Origin of the sequence: Rhizobium sp. YTU87027 (assembly GCF_050644135.1) — a bacterium.
Taxonomy (GTDB): domain Bacteria; phylum Pseudomonadota; class Alphaproteobacteria; order Rhizobiales; family Rhizobiaceae; genus Rhizobium.
This window is the reverse complement of the sequence record NZ_CP098440.1, coordinates 949,147-964,274: the sequence shown is the minus strand read 5'-3', so window position 1 is coordinate 964,274 and position 15,128 is coordinate 949,147. Positions and strand designations below refer to the sequence as shown.

The 15,128-nt window shown below is 59.4% G+C and carries 18 protein-coding genes; 12 read left to right on the top strand and 6 right to left on the bottom strand.

What is annotated here, in order from left to right:
* The first annotated feature begins 13 nt into the window (after positions 1–13).
* Together NBG89_RS04840 and NBG89_RS04835 are read left to right on the top strand one after the other, a co-directional pair.
* A complete protein-coding gene (locus NBG89_RS04840; protein WP_431321945.1) occupies positions 14–883 on the top strand; it encodes a 23S rRNA (adenine(2030)-N(6))-methyltransferase RlmJ in 870 nt (289 codons plus the stop codon).
* 59 nt (positions 884–942) lie between these two features.
* The gene (locus NBG89_RS04835; RefSeq protein WP_431321944.1) at positions 943–1,539 is read left to right on the top strand and encodes a glutathione S-transferase; all 597 of its coding nucleotides are present in this window, start codon (positions 943–945) and stop codon (positions 1,537–1,539) included.
* On the opposite strand, the gene NBG89_RS04830 is transcribed toward NBG89_RS04835, so the two are convergent.
* On the bottom strand, positions 1,530–2,435 hold the full coding sequence (locus NBG89_RS04830; RefSeq protein WP_431321943.1) for a LysR family transcriptional regulator: 906 nt from the start codon (positions 2,433–2,435) through the stop codon (positions 1,530–1,532). The genes NBG89_RS04835 and NBG89_RS04830 overlap by 10 nt on opposite strands.
* 113 nt (positions 2,436–2,548) lie before the next feature.
* Here NBG89_RS04830 and NBG89_RS04825 point away from each other — a divergent pair, with 113 nt between their 5' ends.
* Positions 2,549–3,382 (top strand): oxidoreductase, encoded by an 834-nt coding sequence (locus NBG89_RS04825; protein ID WP_431321942.1) that lies wholly within the window; start codon positions 2,549–2,551, stop codon positions 3,380–3,382.
* Between the two features lie 73 nt (positions 3,383–3,455).
* On the opposite strand, the gene NBG89_RS04820 is transcribed toward NBG89_RS04825, so the two are convergent.
* Positions 3,456–4,088 (bottom strand): outer membrane protein, encoded by a 633-nt coding sequence (locus NBG89_RS04820; RefSeq protein ID WP_431321941.1) that lies wholly within the window; start codon positions 4,086–4,088, stop codon positions 3,456–3,458.
* A 362-nt stretch (positions 4,089–4,450) separates the two neighbouring features.
* On the opposite strand from NBG89_RS04820, the gene NBG89_RS04815 reads away from it, so the two are divergent.
* From NBG89_RS04815 to NBG89_RS04795, 5 genes are all read left to right on the top strand, one after another.
* On the top strand, positions 4,451–5,218 hold the full coding sequence (locus NBG89_RS04815) for an SDR family oxidoreductase (protein WP_431322782.1): 768 nt from the start codon (positions 4,451–4,453) through the stop codon (positions 5,216–5,218).
* Positions 5,215–7,254 (top strand): excinuclease ABC subunit UvrC, encoded by a 2,040-nt coding sequence (gene uvrC, locus NBG89_RS04810; RefSeq protein ID WP_431321940.1) that lies wholly within the window; start codon positions 5,215–5,217, stop codon positions 7,252–7,254. Before NBG89_RS04815 ends, uvrC begins: the two co-directional genes overlap by 4 nt.
* Positions 7,255–7,364: 110 nt before the next feature.
* Positions 7,365–7,955 carry a CDP-diacylglycerol--glycerol-3-phosphate 3-phosphatidyltransferase gene (gene pgsA / locus NBG89_RS04805; RefSeq protein WP_088694181.1) on the top strand — a complete coding sequence of 197 codons (591 nt, stop codon included), beginning with the start codon at positions 7,365–7,367 and terminating at the stop codon, positions 7,953–7,955.
* Positions 7,952–8,206, top strand: coding sequence for a molybdopterin converting factor subunit 1 (gene moaD / locus NBG89_RS04800; protein ID WP_431321939.1), 255 nt, complete (start codon positions 7,952–7,954; stop codon positions 8,204–8,206). Before pgsA ends, moaD begins: the two co-directional genes overlap by 4 nt.
* 1 nt (position 8,207) lies before the next feature.
* On the top strand, positions 8,208–8,675 hold the full coding sequence (locus NBG89_RS04795) for a molybdenum cofactor biosynthesis protein MoaE (protein WP_431321938.1): 468 nt from the start codon (positions 8,208–8,210) through the stop codon (positions 8,673–8,675).
* Here the strand turns inward: NBG89_RS04795 and NBG89_RS04790 are convergent, their stop codons facing one another.
* Positions 8,676–9,572, bottom strand: coding sequence for an ABC transporter permease subunit (locus NBG89_RS04790; RefSeq protein ID WP_431321937.1), 897 nt, complete (start codon positions 9,570–9,572; stop codon positions 8,676–8,678).
* Positions 9,573–9,635: 63 nt separating this feature from the next.
* Here NBG89_RS04790 and NBG89_RS04785 point away from each other — a divergent pair, with 63 nt between their 5' ends.
* Together NBG89_RS04785 and NBG89_RS04780 are read left to right on the top strand one after the other, a co-directional pair.
* Positions 9,636–10,187, top strand: a complete 552-nt coding sequence (locus tag NBG89_RS04785) for a CGNR zinc finger domain-containing protein (RefSeq protein ID WP_431321936.1) — start codon at positions 9,636–9,638, stop codon at positions 10,185–10,187.
* Complete coding sequence (locus NBG89_RS04780; RefSeq protein WP_431321935.1) at positions 10,184–10,687, top strand: hypothetical protein; 504 nt, start codon at positions 10,184–10,186, stop codon at positions 10,685–10,687. Before NBG89_RS04785 ends, NBG89_RS04780 begins: the two co-directional genes overlap by 4 nt.
* A 69-nt stretch (positions 10,688–10,756) precedes the next feature.
* Here NBG89_RS04780 and ndk read toward each other — a convergent pair whose 3' ends face one another.
* Positions 10,757–11,179, bottom strand: a complete 423-nt coding sequence (gene ndk / locus NBG89_RS04775) for a nucleoside-diphosphate kinase (protein WP_088694187.1) — start codon at positions 11,177–11,179, stop codon at positions 10,757–10,759.
* A gap of 203 nt (positions 11,180–11,382) precedes the next feature.
* Between ndk and NBG89_RS04770 the strand changes: the two genes are divergently transcribed.
* Both NBG89_RS04770 and NBG89_RS04765 read left to right on the top strand, forming a co-directional pair.
* Complete coding sequence (locus tag NBG89_RS04770; protein ID WP_431321934.1) at positions 11,383–11,898, top strand: DinB family protein; 516 nt, start codon at positions 11,383–11,385, stop codon at positions 11,896–11,898.
* Between the two features lie 144 nt (positions 11,899–12,042).
* The gene (locus tag NBG89_RS04765; RefSeq protein WP_431321933.1) at positions 12,043–13,092 is read left to right on the top strand and encodes a diguanylate cyclase domain-containing protein; all 1,050 of its coding nucleotides are present in this window, start codon (positions 12,043–12,045) and stop codon (positions 13,090–13,092) included.
* Between the two features lie 44 nt (positions 13,093–13,136).
* On the opposite strand, the gene NBG89_RS04760 is transcribed toward NBG89_RS04765, so the two are convergent.
* Together NBG89_RS04760 and NBG89_RS04755 are read right to left on the bottom strand one after the other, a co-directional pair.
* Positions 13,137–14,741 carry a methyl-accepting chemotaxis protein gene (locus tag NBG89_RS04760; RefSeq protein ID WP_431321932.1) on the bottom strand — a complete coding sequence of 535 codons (1,605 nt, stop codon included), beginning with the start codon at positions 14,739–14,741 and terminating at the stop codon, positions 13,137–13,139.
* Entirely contained in the window at positions 14,738–15,049 is a 312-nt protein-coding gene (locus NBG89_RS04755) for a hypothetical protein (protein WP_431321931.1), read from the bottom strand. Before NBG89_RS04755 ends, NBG89_RS04760 begins: the two co-directional genes overlap by 4 nt.
* Positions 15,050–15,128: the final 79 nt, after the last annotated feature.

Genomic DNA, 15,128 nt, shown 5'->3' with positions numbered 1-15,128 from the left:
GGCATCAGCGAAAATGAACTACCGCCACATCTACCACGCGGGCAATTTTGCCGATGTGCTCAAGCACGCCGTTCTGGCGCGGCTGATCCGCTACATGCAGAAAAAGGATGCAGGCTTTCGCGTGCTCGACACGCATGCCGGCATCGGGCTCTATGACCTCTCCTCCGAGGAAGCGCAGAAGACCGGCGAATGGAGCGAGGGCATCGGCAAGCTACTGGACGCGGAGCTTGCTCCGCAGGTCGCCGAGTTGCTGGAGCCCTACCTTTCCGCTGTGCGTGAGTTGAACCCGGAGGGCGGCATCCGCTTTTATCCTGGCTCTCCAAAGCTCGCGCGCATGCTGTTTCGTCCGCAGGACAGGCTTTCCGCGATGGAATTGCATCCGGAGGATTTTGCGCGTCTCCATCGGCTGTTCGAGGGCGACCATCATGTGCGGATCACCGAACTCAACGGCTGGCTCTCGCTCGGCGCACACCTGCCGCCGAAGGAGAAGCGTGGCATCGTGCTCGTCGATCCGCCGTTCGAAGAGGATGGCGAATACGAGCGCCTGGTGGACGGTTTGGCAAGAGCCTATCGCCGCTTTCCCGGCGGCACCTACTGTCTGTGGTACCCGCTGAAGAAGGGAGCGCCGATCAAGGAATTCCATGAGGCGCTGCAGGACCTCGACATTCCGAAGATGCTCTGCGCGGAACTCAGCGTGCGGAGCGACCGGGGAATCACCGGATTGACCGGCTCCGGTATGATCATCGTCAACCCGCCCTTCACGCTGAAGGACGAGCTGCACGCTTTGCTGCCCGCACTCAAGGATCACATGGCGCAGGATCGCTATGCGTCGCATCGCGCGTTTTGGTTGCGCGGTGAGAACAAGGTGACGAAGGACAGTTGACCGACTCTTGCCGGCGCGAAATAGTCGCGCCGCAACACGACTATTTGAAAGGAGCGACCATGAAGATCCTTTGCGCGCCGACATCACCCTACTCCAGCAAGGTTCGCATGGCCGCACGCTATCTGGAACTCGATGCGATCGAGATCCGCGTGGACACCAATGCCGGCCCGGCTGTTCTCGTCGACAACAATCCGCTTGGCAAGATCCCGACCTTGCTGACGGATGACGGCCAGTCGATTTTCGACAGTGTCGCCATCATGCACTATTTCGACCGGCTGAAAGGCAAGAAGCTTTACCCAGCCAAGAACGGCAAGCGGACGGAGGCCGAAATTCTCGAAGCGCTATGCGACGGCATCTGCGATTGCCTGCTGGCGATCGTCTACGAACGGCGCTTCCGCGACGAGGAAAAGGTCCACCAGCCGTGGATCGACCGGCAGTGGAAGAAGGCCGTCAGCGGCTTGAACCATCTCAGTGTGCACCTGCCGAAGATCGGCAAACGGCTGCACGGCGGCCACTTCGCGCTTGCCGCGACGCTCGGCTACCTCGACCTGCGCTTCAAGGGACAGTGGGAAGCCGACCATTCCGAACTCATCGGCTGGGCTGGTGAATTCGAGAAGAAGTTTGCTGCCTATAGCGAATTGAAGCCTCAGGCCTGAGGCTGAGCTTTGTCGGTCTTGACGAAATCGATGAAGGCTCGCAGCGCCGTCGGCAATTGCCGACGGCTCGGATAGTAGAGGAAGAAGCCCGGATAGAAGGGGCACCAGTCTTCCAGCACGCGGATTAGCCTGCCCTTTGCGATCGCCATCTGCACCTGCTCTTCGAAAAGATACCCGAGACCGCAGCCGTGCATCACGGCATCTAGAATGATGTCCTGATCGCCCAAGGTCAGGGGGCCGCCGACATCGATCTCCAGTTCTATGCCGCCGCGCTCGAACTCCCATCGATAGAAGGAGCCGCCGGCAAAGCGGTAACGCACGCATTCGTGGTCGCGCAGATCATGCGGCGTCACCGGGCGGCTCCTGCCCTCGAAATAGTTCGGCGCAGCAACCACCGCAAAACGGTGGCGCGGGCCGATCGGCACCGCGATCATGTCGGCCGCGATGCTCTCGCCGAACCGCACGCCGGCATCGAAGCCGGATGACACCATGTCGACCAACGCATCATCGACGACGATCTCTACCTCGACTGAGGGATAGGCTTTCAGGAAACGAGAGACGATCGGCAACAAAACAAGCTTGGTGGAGGCCCGTGCTGCATTTATGCGCAGCTTGCCGTGGGGCTGGCCGCGGAAGCTGTTGAGATCGTCGAGTGCTGCATCGATATCGAGAAATGCGGGGCGGATGCGATCGAAGAGTCGCTCGCCGGCCTCGGTCAAGGCCACACCGCGGGTCGTCCGGTTGATCAGGCGGACCGCTAGCCGTTCCTCGATCGCCCGCAGTGCGTGGCTGAGGGCAGACGCCGTGACGCCCAGTTCGACCGACGCCTTCCGGAAGCTTCGGTGGCCGGCGATCGCCAGAAAGATCGCGAGATCGGTCGAGCGCACACGCTTCATTGATGAATTTTTCTCAGCAAGCTATGAAACACAGCGTAAATTCTCTCAGCTATGTCAATACGCTACCTTCACTCCGTAAGCAAATCGCAGCGCAACGGACAAAGGAGATCGTCATGCGTGTTTGGTTCATCACAGGGGCTTCGCGTGGTTTCGGTGCCCTCATTACTCAGGAAGCCCTCAATGCCGGCGATGCCGTCGTCGCGACCGCACGTAACCCGAAGGGCCTTGAGGAGAAGTTCGGCAATCATCCCAACCTGCTCGCTGTGTCGCTTGACGTGACCGACGAAGCCTCTGCGCACAAGGCAGCGGAAGCAGCCGTCAAGCGCTTCGGCAGGATCGACGTGCTGCTCAACAACGCCGGCTTCGGTCTGCTCGGCGCCGTAGAGGAAGCGACCACCGAAGAGATCGAGAAGCTCTATGCAACAAACGTCTTCGGCCTGCTGAAGGTCACCCGTGCTGTGCTGCCGCATATGCGCCGCCAGCGATCGGGGCACGTTCTCAATATCTCGTCCATCGGTGGCTACGCGTCACATGCCGGCTGGGGCATCTATTGCTCGACCAAATTTGCGGTCGAAGGCATCTCCGAAGCTCTCGCGGCCGAAGTGGCTCCGCTCGGTATAAAGGTGACGGTCGTCGAGCCCGGCTTCTTCCGCACCGACTTTTTGGACGAGAGCTCGCTCGCCATCAGCCCGAGTTCGATTGCCGACTATCAGGAAACACCTGTCGGCGCGATGCGCGAGTTTGCTGCAGGCCATAACCACCAGCAGCCTGGCGACCCTGCCCGCCTTGCGAAGGCGATGGTCACTCTGGCGCATTCGGAAAATCCGCCGCTACGCATGCCGTTCGGGAGCGACACCGTGGCGGTCATCGAGGCGAAGAATGCGCATGTCGCGAAGGAACTGGGCGCATGGCGTGAGCTCGCCGTCTCGACCGACTTCCCCAAATAGGCCGCCACACGGCCCATTGCAGAAACAAAAAAGCCGGGCTGAAGCCCGGCTTTTTCCGTATTCGATATCCGGCTTAGAACTTCACGCCGATACCAACCTTGACGCTGTGCTCGTCGTAGCCACGCGAAATGTTTGCGCCACCGACATGGAAGTCGCTGTCAGCGTAGTTCGTGTAGCGATACTCGACACGGGCCGTGATGTTGTTGGTCACGAAGGTTTCTGCACCCGCGCCGACCGTGTAGCCGAGCGATGTGTCGGTGTCAGAGCCGGCGGCGTTGCTGAACTTGTTCTTGGTAGCAGCGAGACCGGCCGTGCCGTACAGCAGGAACGGATTCAGGTCGTAGCCGATACGGCCGCGGATCGAGCCGTTGACTTCATTCTTGCCCTCGCCGCCGCCAGCAGCGCCGTCAGCGCCGGAATAGCCGATGTCGGCTTCAGCACCGTAAACGATCTGGCCAGCCTGCCAGTTGTAGCCGGTGTAGATCTGACCGCCAAGAGCGCGCGCGTTGTACCTGTTGCCAAAGCCGCCCATGTTGTAGGTGCCGGCGCCGCCGAGGTAGAAGCCCTGCCAGTTGGCAGCGGGAGCCGGCTCATTCTGTGCAACCGGAGCTTCCGGGATCTGATCAACGGCATCGGCTGCATAAGCGGCGGAAAACCCGCCAAGGGCAACGGTCGAAACCAATAGGCTAGCAATAAACGTACGCATACTCATCTCCTTTCAGACCCGCGTCCTTCGTCAACTGTCTTACAGCGAAGCATTCGCGGGCTATTACAAATGTCCCTTGCGGTTCGGAAGGGAAATTGATGCCCAATTGAGGATTTGAAAGAGCCAAATTGTGATTTGATTGTGGCGCCTGGATGGCTGAAATTCGATGTTGCTTTGTCGCAACAGAATATTTGTTAACCATAATGAATGGTTAAATCATGAATACTTATTTTATTGAATTATATTCTTAAATAATACATACAGTAATTCCGATATCGCCGCAATCAAAACGGCTATTTATCTCACCTTCTCTCGCGCCTATATAAGCAGCAAACAGAGTTTCGCGGCGAAAAGGCATGATTTTGAACGGGAAAAGACTTCGGACGGCGCTCGTCACCGGGGCGGCCAAAAGAATAGGCAGGGCGATAGCCGAGGATCTGGCTGCGAATGGCTTTGCGGTCGCGATCCATGCCAGCCGTTCGATTGAAGCGGCCGAGAATTTCGCGGCGGAATTGCGGCAAAGCGGTTCCCGGGCGGTTGCGGTGCAAGCTGATCTCCAGAAAATTGACGAGACACGCGATCTGATAAAAAGAGCATCGGAGGCGATCGGGCCGATCGATCTGCTCGTCAACAACGCCTCCGTTTTCCACGAAGATTCGGTCCGGCATATCGATGCCGAGGCATGGGACGAACATTTCGCCGTCCATGTCCGTGCACCGTCGATTCTCGCGGCGGATTTTGCGGCGCAACTACCCGAGCAGGCGGATGGTCTGGTGGTCAACATCATCGACCAACGTGTTTGGGCGCTGCGACCGAGCTTCTATTCCTATACGCTGTCGAAGTCGGCCTTGTGGACCGCGACGCAGACCATGGCCCAGGCGCTTGCGCCGCGCATCCGCGTCAATGCGATCGGCCCCGGCCCCTCGATGCCGAGTGAACGGCAATCGCAAGAAGACTTCCAAGCGCAGGTCTCAGCGCTTATCCTCAAGCGAGGGCCGCAGCTTGAGGAGTTCGGCAAAACGATTCGTTTCCTCTACGAAACGCCCTCGATCACCGGTCAAATGATTGCCCTCGACGGCGGCCAGCACCTTGCCTGGCAGACGCCCGATGTGGCGGAGATTACGGAATGAATTCAAGAAAGCTGCCTGATGGCGGCATTCTTTACGACGAAACGGACGAGGCAGACGACGATATCGACGTGGAGTGCGACATTTCCCCGACGCCGATTTCGACTGCGATCGATTGGAACGAGGGCGGTGTCAACGAGACTGGCCTTATAGGAGCGGATCTCATCGCCGAATTCGTCAAGCACCTGCCGAACAGTCCAGGTGTCTACCGCATGTTCAACGAGGCCGGTGACGTCCTCTATGTAGGCAAGGCCCGCAGCCTAAAGAAGCGCGTCAGCAACTACGCGCTCGGGCGCGTCCACTCCAACCGTATCGCACAAATGGTGCGCTTGACCGCGAACATGGAGTTCGTGACGACGCGCACCGAAACCGAAGCGCTGCTCCTCGAAGCGAATCTGATCAAACGCTTGCGGCCACGCTTTAATGTGCTGCTGCGCGACGACAAGTCGTTCCCCTACATTCTGATAACGGGCGACCATCGCGCTCCGGCAATCTTCAAGCATCGCGGTGCTCGCGCTCGCAAGGGCGACTATTTCGGGCCCTTTGCGTCAGCTGGGGCCGTCGGTCGCACGATCAACTCGCTGCAACGCGCCTTTCTCATCCGGACCTGTACCGACAGCGTCTTCGAGACGCGTACCCGCCCCTGTCTTCTCTATCAGATCAAGCGCTGTTCTGGGCCATGCACGCATGAGATCAGCGACGAGGGCTATGCCGAGCTCGTGCAGGAGGCCAAGGATTTCCTTTCCGGCAAAAGCCAGAAGGTCAAAGAGCACATGGCCAAGGCGATGAACCTTGCCGCCGAGGATCTCGACTTCGAACGGGCAGCCGTCTATCGCGACCGTCTCGCGTCGCTCTCGCATGTTTCCAGCCACCAGGGCATCAACCCGGCAGGGGTGGAAGAGGCGGATGTCTTTGCGATCCATCACAAAGGCGGCATTTCCTGCATTCAGGTGTTCTTCTTCCGCACGGGGCAGAACTGGGGCAACCGCGCCTATTTCCCGAAGGCCGACCCTCAGCTCTCGGCCGCCGAGGTGTTGAATGCCTTCCTCGCTCAGTTCTACGACGACAAGCCCGTGCCGAAGCAGATCCTGCTGTCGGAGACCGTCGAGGAACTCGAACTTCTTGCCGCCGCACTCGGAGAAAAGGCTGGGCATAAAGTGTCCATACTCGTGCCGCAGCGCGGAGAGAAACGCGATCTGGTCGAGCATGTGATTGCCAATGCGCGCGAGGCGCATGGCCGCAAACTCGCGGAAACGGCGTCGCAATCGCGGCTGCTCGAGGGCTTTAAGGAGACCTTCAAGCTCCCCTATGTGCCGCAGCGGGTCGAGATCTACGACAACTCGCACATCATGGGCACCAACGCGGTTGGCGGCATGGTCGTGGCGGGGCCGGACGGTTTCGTGAAGAACCAGTACCGAAAGTTCAATATCAAATCGACCGATATCACGCCGGGCGACGACTTCGGGATGATGCGCGAAGTGATGACGCGCCGCTTCTCACGGTTGCTCAAGGAGGAAGGCCTGCCCGACCGCAGCCAGCCGACATCGCCGGCGGACGCCGCGGACATGCCCTTCCCCGCCTGGCCCGACGTCATCCTGATCGACGGCGGACAGGGACAGATGACGGCCGTGCGCGCGATCCTTGAGGAACTGGGGATCACCGACAGCGTCACCGCCATCGGCGTGGCCAAGGGTGTCGACCGCGACGCCGGGCGCGAGCGCTTTTTTCCGCCGGGACGCGAGAGCTTTACCCTGCCGCCGCGCGACCCCGTCCTCTATTTCATCCAGCGCATGCGCGACGAGGCGCACCGCTTCGCCATCGGCTCGCATCGCGCCCGGCGCAAGAAGGAAATGGTCAAGAACCCGCTCGACGAGATCGGCGGGATCGGGCCGTCGCGCAAGCGCGCCCTACTGCAGCATTTCGGAACCGCGAAGGCGGTTTCCCGCGCCGCCTTGTCCGATCTGATGGCGGTCGAAGGCATTTCTGAGACCGTCGCTAGGCAGGTTTACAATCATTTTCACGACGACGCCGCGAAATAGGCGACGTCAGTCGCAAATTCCACGCAAAGGCAGCGAAAAAATAGAAAGAATGTTGACGCTTTACGGTCAAAGCCGTCATCTACGGGCACATCACTTCAGAGACATGTTTCATGGCATCGCGCGCTTATAATATACCGAACCTGCTGACCTACGGCCGCATTCTGGCAGTGCCGCTGATCGTGTTGTGCTTCTTCCTCGAAGGAAAGCTGGCGATCAGCAACACGGCACGATGGGTGGCGCTGTGGATCTTCATCATCGCGTCGATCACCGACTTTCTCGACGGCTATCTCGCCCGCATCTGGAACCAGACGTCGAACATTGGTCGGATGCTCGATCCAATCGCCGACAAGCTGCTGGTCGCGTCCATTCTTCTGCTGGTCGCAGCCGACCAAACGATTGCCGGCTGGTCAATCTGGGCAGCGATCACCATTCTCTGCCGCGAGATCCTGGTCTCGGGTCTGCGCGAATATCTGGCCGCCCTGAAGGTCAGCGTCCCCGTGACGCGGATCGCCAAGTGGAAGACGACGGTGCAACTCGTCGCGATTGCGTTTCTGCTCGCCGGTCCCGCTGGCGACGAAATTTTCCCTTATACGACGAAGGCCGGCATCGCACTTCTCTGGGTCGCGGCACTGCTGACGATCTACACCGGCTACGACTATTTCCGGGCTGGCCTGAAGCACATCGTGGATGATGAAGAATGACAAAGCTCGTCTATTTCGCCTGGGTGCGCGAACGGATCGGCAAGGCCGAAGAAGAGATGGCCCTGCCCTCGTCCATCGTTACCGTTGCCGATCTTCTGAATCATTTGAAGACGATGGGCGAAGAATATGAGACTGCGCTTCAGTTTCCCGACGTTATCCGGGTCGCGATCGACCAAGAGCACGTCGAGCATGACGAACCGATCGGCAACGCCAGGGAGATCGGCATTTTCCCGCCGATGACCGGAGGCTGACGTGAGCAGCAAGGTCGAGCCGTATATTCGCGTCCAACGTGAGGACTTCGACCTTCAGGCGGAAGTCGATCGGCTCAGCACTGGCACAAGCGGCATTGGCGCGATCGTCACATTCTCAGGCTTGTGCCGTGACGAAGGCGGCAGGCTCGCAGCACTCGAACTCGAACACTATCCGGGCATGGCCGAAGCGGAAATGAGCAGGATCGCCAGCCTTGCGATCGAACGTTTCGGATTGCTAGGCCTGACCGCCATCCATCGTTACGGCAAGATCGCGGCGCGGCAAAATATCGTGCTTGTCATCGCAGCAGCGCCGCACCGGCAGGCAGCATTCGATGGCGCGAACTTCGTGATGGACTTTTTGAAGACGGCCGCTCCCTTCTGGAAGAAGGAGCACGCCAAGGATGGTTCCACGGGCGAATGGGTTGCGGCAAAGGACGCGGATGACACCGCCCGCGACAAATGGAAATAGTCAGGGTATCGCCCGCTCTCTCCTGCTGAGTACCAACAGAAGCACAAGCAGCGAGAACACTACGAAATCGCGCCAAAGATAAGGGCCGTAGGCGCTCCACATCGTCTCCGCGACACCGAGACCAGCGGCGCCGCCGGCCGACTTCAGGGGGTCCGAATATCCGCCGACCGCAGCTACCATCAAAACCTTGAGGCCGAACATCAGCCCGGCACCGAAATCCATCGTGCCGTAGTAAAAGGTGGCGAGGATGCCGCATGCCGTGGCGATCAAGGCGGCCGCCGCGTAGGCGACGAGGAAGACGCGATCGGCGCTGGTCCCGCACAGTTCTGCCGCAAGAGGATCGTCCGTTACGGCCCGCCACAGGCGACCCCAGGAAGTCAGCCTCATCACGGCAACGCCGAGCGCGATCATGGCACACATCAATCCGGTATTGATGAGTTGGATCTCGGTGAGCGTCACCTTGAACGCCCCGTCATTCCAGAAGGTGACGACGCTGTTCAGGAACGGCGAAAGCCATAGGCTCTTGGTGTCCGATGCAAGCCTCGCCGTTTCCATCAGTACGATCGTAGTGCCGAGCGCCGCGACAATCACGGTGTTCGACGACTGGCGTACCAGCGGCAGCATGATGGATCGCCCGATCCAGACTGCTGCAAGCATCGAATAGACGACCGAGAACAAGGCTCCAAGCGCCAGTGCCGCCGGCAGGATCAGCCAGAGCCTGTTGTAGCCGAGATCGGTGAAAAGCAGCAGAATTTGGCCCGAAAACGCGAAGATCGCCCCATAGGTAATATCGGCACGCTTGGTGACTCCAAAAGCGACGGCGTAGCCGAACGCAAGCGCAGCATAGAGCGCAGCCAGTGGTACCGCGTTCGCCAATTGCTGCAGCAGATAGGCCATGAAAGACTCCCGATTACCGAAATAATAACTGGCAAAACATATTTTACCAGTTATATTTTCATTATGAGCTTTGCCTGGACCCCACACCGCTTTTCGGGCGGCGCCTTGGCGCTGGATGTCGCCAACAGCGTCGTGCTTCGGCATGACGAGACGAGACGGATCGACCGCTTCGAAACATCTGCCCAGCTAGAAGCCTTTCCGGAGGCTGCGGCGGCGTTCTGCGCGGAGCGGGAACTTTTCGCTGACATGGTTGCTCCTGCCCCACAGAACAGAGGAAACTTCCTGGAGTTGCGCGAGGCGACTGACAGGTATTTCCGGGCCCGCGTTTCCGGCGACAATAACGATCAACTGCTCGCCGACCTTCTGGAGGCGCTGGCGCGCACGTTGCGTGGCGCCAATGGCGCAAACGGCCTCGACGCGGCAACCACGCATTCGGTGTTGCGGCTGCTCGCAATGCCTGATCCCGACCGGATGAAGATCTGCCGCAATTGCGGCTGGCTCTTCATCGACCGTAGCAAGAACAGGAGTCGCGCCTGGTGCGACATGGCGGTGTGCGGCAATCGCGCCAAGGCAAGCCGCCACTATCGCCGGAGGAAAGAGGAGGAAGCGCCATGAAAGCGCTGTCGATGGCCGTTCTTGTTGCAGCCGTAATGCTGACGGGATGCCAGCGAGAGACCGACAAGCTGGTCGAGATCAGCGGCCTCGTCTTCGTATTCAACTACCGGATCGCCGTCGCGACCTATGTCGTGACCTTGAACAAGAAGGCGCCCATTCCGGAAGGGACGGTCGCCATCGCGGAATTCGAGAACCCGGCGGGCGGCGAGGTGCTGGTGACCAATGAAAAGATCTATCCGTTCTGGGACAAGATTACGCTTCAGAGCCCCGCACTGCATTGCGTCAAGAAGGATAAGCCTTACGCCGTGAACGTTCGCCTGGTCGATGCCAAGGGAAAGACATTGCAGAGCCTGAAGACAGAGGTGATTTCGAGCCTCGACCAGTCGGTCATGCCGGGCAAGCCGCTGGTCATCGGGCCGTTCTACACAAAGAACCCCGAGGTCTTCAAACCGGATGGCACCGTCGACTACGACTCCGCCGCCACCTGCCCTTCAACATAAAAAGCCGGAGCAGAGCCCCGGCTTTCAGAGTTAATTCAAATGCTTCAGCGGTTTCGCTGAGAGCCTGAATCAGCCGACGATCTCGGTGTCCGAGAACCAGTACTTGATTTCCTGAGCAGCGGTTTCCGGAGCATCCGAGCCGTGAACCGAGTTTTCGCCGATCGACAGGGCGTGAACCTTGCGGATCGTGCCTTCGTCAGCGTTGGCCGGGTTCGTCGCACCCATGACTTCGCGGTTCTTGAGGATGGCGCCTTCGCCTTCCAGGACCTGAACGATGGTCGGGCCGGAGGTCATGGTTTCAACGAGCTCACCGAAGAACGGGCGCTCCTTGTGGACGGCGTAGAAACCTTCGGCTTCGCGCTTGCTCATCCAGACGCGCTTGGAAGCGACAACACGCAGGCCGGCGTCTTCGAGCATCTTGGTGATAGCGCCCGTCAGGTTGCGCTTCGTTGCATCCGGCTTGATCATCGAGAAGGTGCGTTCAATCGCCATGGGTCAAATTCCTTTATTTTGTGGGAAAAGTGGGCGGTGTTTACCTGTCCGAGGGCCTGAAAACAAGGGGGCTCTGGTAATTTCACGCCGCTGTCATGGTCCACCCCATCACCGTCCGACCATCATCGACTTTCATGGTTTTATCAAAGATGATTGACCTGAATTGCCTTAAAATCAGCTGCCGAATGGACGCAGGAGAGAAAATGCTGAAACAATATAGGATGTTTGCGGATTACAATCGTTGGGCCAACGCGATCGTCTACGCCGCCGTGGCCGAACTGACAGAGGCGGAATTTCAGGAAAATCGGGGCGCCTTCTTTGGTTCGCTGCAGAGAACGCTCAACCATCTCCTGGCGGCCGACCGAATCTGGATGAAGCGTTTTACGGGTACTGGCGAGGCTCCTTCAACGCTCGACAGCGTGCTTCACGAGGATTTTCCTTCATTGCTCGGGGCCCGCCAAATCGAAGACCAGCGGATCATAAACTGGCTAGATACGCTCGATGAGCCCTCTCTTGCTGCAAACTTCACCTACATGCCGATCATTCAGCCGATCGAGATCAGGCAGCCGCTGTGGTCGGGCCTCTCACATTTCTTCAATCACCAAACCCATCACCGTGGCCAATGCCACATGACGCTGACGGCGCTCGGAAAAGCCAGTCTCGGTCTCGACCTCGCATACTACCTGCGCGCAGACGGCAAACGATGGCTCGACAGCTGAGCATCAAGCACCCGTTAACCGCGTCAAGAGAACCACCCTGGCCACATTCCCCTCAGACAGTCGAAATTCAACCTATCTTAAGCCATTGCACGCATAGGAAGAACAGCGCCAGGCCGAACGGGCCGACGAGCGAAGGGGACGGTCATGCGACATGCAGCATCGGATTCACAGGTGCAACGCGAAGCCTCACGCCCAGGCTCCGGAACCGACATCCAACGCGTCAGCCAGCACATCACGCGTCTCGGTGTTGCGGGCCTGCCTCGCAACTACGAACTCCTGCACGAGGCAATCATCGGGCAGAACGCAGCCCTGGCGCAGGATATTGCGGCCCTCGGCTCGGCTCCGAACCAGGCTGCCCTCGACGATCTCGGCTTGAAATACCGTCTCGTCAGCCATTGCGGGATGATCGATAATGCGTCGCAGGCAGAGGCCGTCAAACTCCTGCGAGAGACCGCAGGGCATGTTGCCGACTGCCTTATCCACAGACGAGCGTTCACGCGGGCGGCAGAAACGGTGTTGAACTCAATCGTCGGCGATCCGGAACAGAGCCTGTCCTCTCTGATGAACGAGATGGAGTATCTCTCGCAGGCGCTTGAGGAAGCGACAAGTGGAGAAGCAGCGCTGCAGACGAAGCTGCAAGCCGATCTCGAACGGCTTGAGACGCTGGCCCGCGGCGTGGCGGCGGCGCAGGTTGCCTCCACGACCGACAAACTGACGGGCCTGCCAAACCGTATCGCGCTCAACAGGGCAATCGCCGATCTTTATGAACGCGACGAAGGCTTCGCCGGCAGCGCTCTCATCATGGTCGATATCGATGACTTCAGGGGATTCAATAGTCGCTATGGCACACATACCGGCAGCCGGCTATTGAAGAAGCTGGCGGACATCTTCCGTAAATCAATCAAGAAGAACGACGTCGTCGCGCGAACGGACGGCGACGAATTCTCCTTTCTGTTTGCAAATGTCGGCATGCAAGAGGCCGGCGTGATTGCTGAGCGCCTGCGCACGTCGGCGGAGGACAACCTGGTCTTCGCAACGTCCGACAACATCGCGCCCGCCCGGCTCACGATTTCACTCGGGATCGCACTGAGCGCCGACGCAACGACGGCATCGCAGTTGCAGGCAAATGCGCGCGTCGCACTCTACGCGGCCCAATCAAACCGCCGGCAGCCTATACAAGCGTTCGGGCGCTGAGCGTCAGGCTCAGGCTTTCATCCGCCCAAGGTCGTACGGCGCCTTCATTCTCCCGCCGCAAGTCGAAGCACTGGTTGCCTTCCAACGACAGCAAAGCGACCGAGGATATCTTCAAGGCGCTCCGCTTCCGTCGTGAGCAGGCGGGCGGCGGAAGTCGAGTCCTCAACCATCGCGGCATTCTTCTGCGTGATCGCATCAATCGCGCCGATTGCGGAACCAATCTCGTCAAGTGCCGCTGACTGTTCGCGTGCGCCCTCGACGATGGCAACAATGTGCACACGGATATCCGTAACGCTCTCGGCGATCAGCGTCAGCGTGTGTCCAGTGTCGTTTACCAGGGAGACGCCTTCCCGCACCTGCGCATCCGAGGAGGCAATCAGTGTCTTAATCTCGCGCGCGGCGACCGCGGAGCGCTGTGCCAGTTCGCGGACCTCTTGAGCGACGACTGCAAATCCCTTGCCCGCTTCGCCGGCTCGCGCCGCCTCGACGCCCGCATTCAAGGCGAGAAGGTTGGTCTGAAACGCGATCTCGTCGATGACCCCAACGATCTTGCCGATTTCCCTGGCTGATCCCTCTATTCTCCCCATGGCACCAACGGCGGCGACCACAACAGCGTTGGACTTTTCTGCCACCTCGACGGTTTGCGCCACCAGTTGACCCGCCTCCTCCGCGCGCTTCGCCGATTGTTGGACGGTTCCCACGATCTGCGTGACGGCAGCCGCGGTCTCCTCAACCGAGGAAGCCTGCTGTTCTGCACGCCGGGCAAGATCATTATTGGAATCGCGGATCGACGACGAACTGGAGCGAACGGCCCTGGCAGCATCTCCGACCGTCAACATGACCTCCTGCAGATTTGTGGCAGACAGGTTGAAAGCCATACGCAAGCGCTCGAGATCACCGGCAAAGGGTTGCTGCAACCGGAACAATAGGTCGCCGTTTGCCAAAGCGGCAAGCGCTTCGTCGAGCCGCCTGACAGCAAAGAGCGTCTGTTCGGCTTGCTCGATGCGCTCGCGGTCCCGCGTAGCGCGCTCGTCCGCCGCACGCGCCTCCGTCTCCATCATCTTGATCCCCATTTCCTCAGCAGCCCTTTGGGCCGCCGTCGCGCGCTCGACTGCCTCTTCGGCGACTTCGGCAGACACGAGCGCTTTTGCTACCCGATGAACGAGAGCGACGAGCACGGCACTCTGAAGCACCAGAACCGTGGCATGTAGCAGCACGCGCGGGAAGTCCGAAGCCCCAGGAAACACAGCCACCGGCAGCAGGAAGAAAAGCACCAGGTGATGAACGGCAACGACGGCGGCATAGGCTATAATCGCGCGCCAATCGATCCATGCCGCGCAGATCGCCAGCGTCGCAAAGAAATACATGTGCATGTCAATCTGCAGCGGTGAGCCGCTGAAACTGTACACGAGCAAGGCGACGAGCGCCGCGTGTGCCATGGATGATACGATACGGGTGACCGGGCCTATCCGATCGATGAACCAGAGAATGCTTGCCAACACCACGATCGCGATGCCACAGAGGGAAACGACCGTTGCCGGCGGGCTGGAATAGGCGAATAGCCTGAGGGCCAGAAGGCCGAGATCTATCCAGAGCAGCAGCAGGATGCCACCAGCGACGCGCATGCGTAAGCTGTCAATCGATTTCATACCTTCCCCCTCGTCAAACAAATCTCAGTCATCCAGTGGTTCGTTACCAGCAGTGCTCCATGCCTGAAGAGGCGCGGCACGAAACCGGCACGGTCGGAATAGGCAACGGCCATCCATGGGTAGCGTCCTTCCGCGACATACTGCCCGCCCGCTTGGCCGATCAGCTGCTGCATTTGCGCTGCCTGCATACCGGGCGGCGCGACTACGACGACGAACGGACCGGCGGGAAAGAGTAAGGCGACGGCCGAAAGGAGGCAGATGAAGGTAAAACTTGCGACCACCACGAAAATATCGATGCTGCGGGACATGAATGCCTATCCTTCAATCCGCGCCGACATCGCACGAGCCTACCGCTTAAGCAATCATGGCGTGCAATAAACTTAAACA